The following is a 1,083-nucleotide window of genomic DNA, read 5'->3' as shown; positions in this document are numbered from 1 at the left end:
GCCTGTCCGACGGGTCGCGCACCGTACGCCCTTTCCGCGACGAGATCGAACATCGGTCTGCGAGGTCTTGCTGTCTCTGCCGCGTCACGCGACGGGGCCAGCTGCTGGCGGTGCGCACACGCGTGCGATGGTGGATGGTGAGGTGAGCGCCCGTCGCTGCGGCAAACCTCGGGCGTCTTGTTGTGGGTTACGCAAGGCTGGTCGACTCATCACCCAATGGGAGGAGTACAGCGTTCGACCCGTTACTTTCGTCGCTGTCGGTGGTCTCCTGGGCCTGTGGTCGCGGGCCGGGGCGTCCGGTGCCGCTTGGTATCGGGGAGGGACCAGGAATGCTGCGATCAGTGATCAGACGTGCATGGAGGCCCGTGGTCGCGGCTGTGGCGGGGGTGTGTGCCTTCACGGGCATGACGGCGCCCGCCCCGGCCTCCACACTGCCCCGGCAGGCCCAGGCCGCCGCCTCGGGCTACCTGAACCTGCACCAGTGCGTGTACTACTCGTCCTCGGCCACCAACCACTTCACGACCGTGGTGCCGAGCAGCGACGGACGCTTCGCCACAGGGACGAACGTCTCCACTACTGCCGACACCCAGTCGTCTTGTGGTTCGGGCGACGGGAACTACACACTCATCCCCCTCCTGTCGGGCGTCAAAGCACTGAACCTCGCTTCAGGGCGCTACCTGAACCTGCATCAGTGCGTGTACTACTCGTCCTCGGCCACCAACCACTTCACGACCGTGGTGACGGGCGGCGACGGACGGTTCGCCACAGGGACGAACGTCTCCAACACGGCAGACACGCAAGCATCGTGCGGTCAGGGGGACGGGAACTACTCGCTCATTCCCCTCCTGTCGGGCGTCAAGGCACTCGACCTCACGTCGGGCAGCTACGCGAACCTGCACCAGTGCGTGTACTACTCGTCCTCGGCCACCGACCACTTCACGACCGTGGTGACGGGCGGCGACGGACGGTTCGCCACAGGGACGAAGATCTCCAGCACGGCAGACACACAGGCGTCGTGCGGTTCGGGCGACGGGAACTACTCCCTCGTCCCTCTCCTGTCAGGCGTCAAGGCACTATCGGTGG

At 65.9% G+C, this 1,083-nt stretch carries 1 protein-coding gene; it reads left to right on the top strand.

The genetic code is table 11. The features are described from left to right. Positions 1 to 365: 365 nt before the first annotated feature. Positions 366 to 1,083 (top strand): hypothetical protein (locus ACFZCD_RS32850; RefSeq protein WP_391836717.1); only part of this gene is annotated, 718 nt, incomplete at its 3' end.

The organism is Streptomyces sp. NPDC008001 (assembly GCF_042958085.1).
GTDB lineage: Bacteria > Actinomycetota > Actinomycetes > Streptomycetales > Streptomycetaceae > Streptomyces.
Note: the sequence above shows the minus strand (reverse complement) of the source record. Positions and strands in the feature narration are given on the sequence as shown.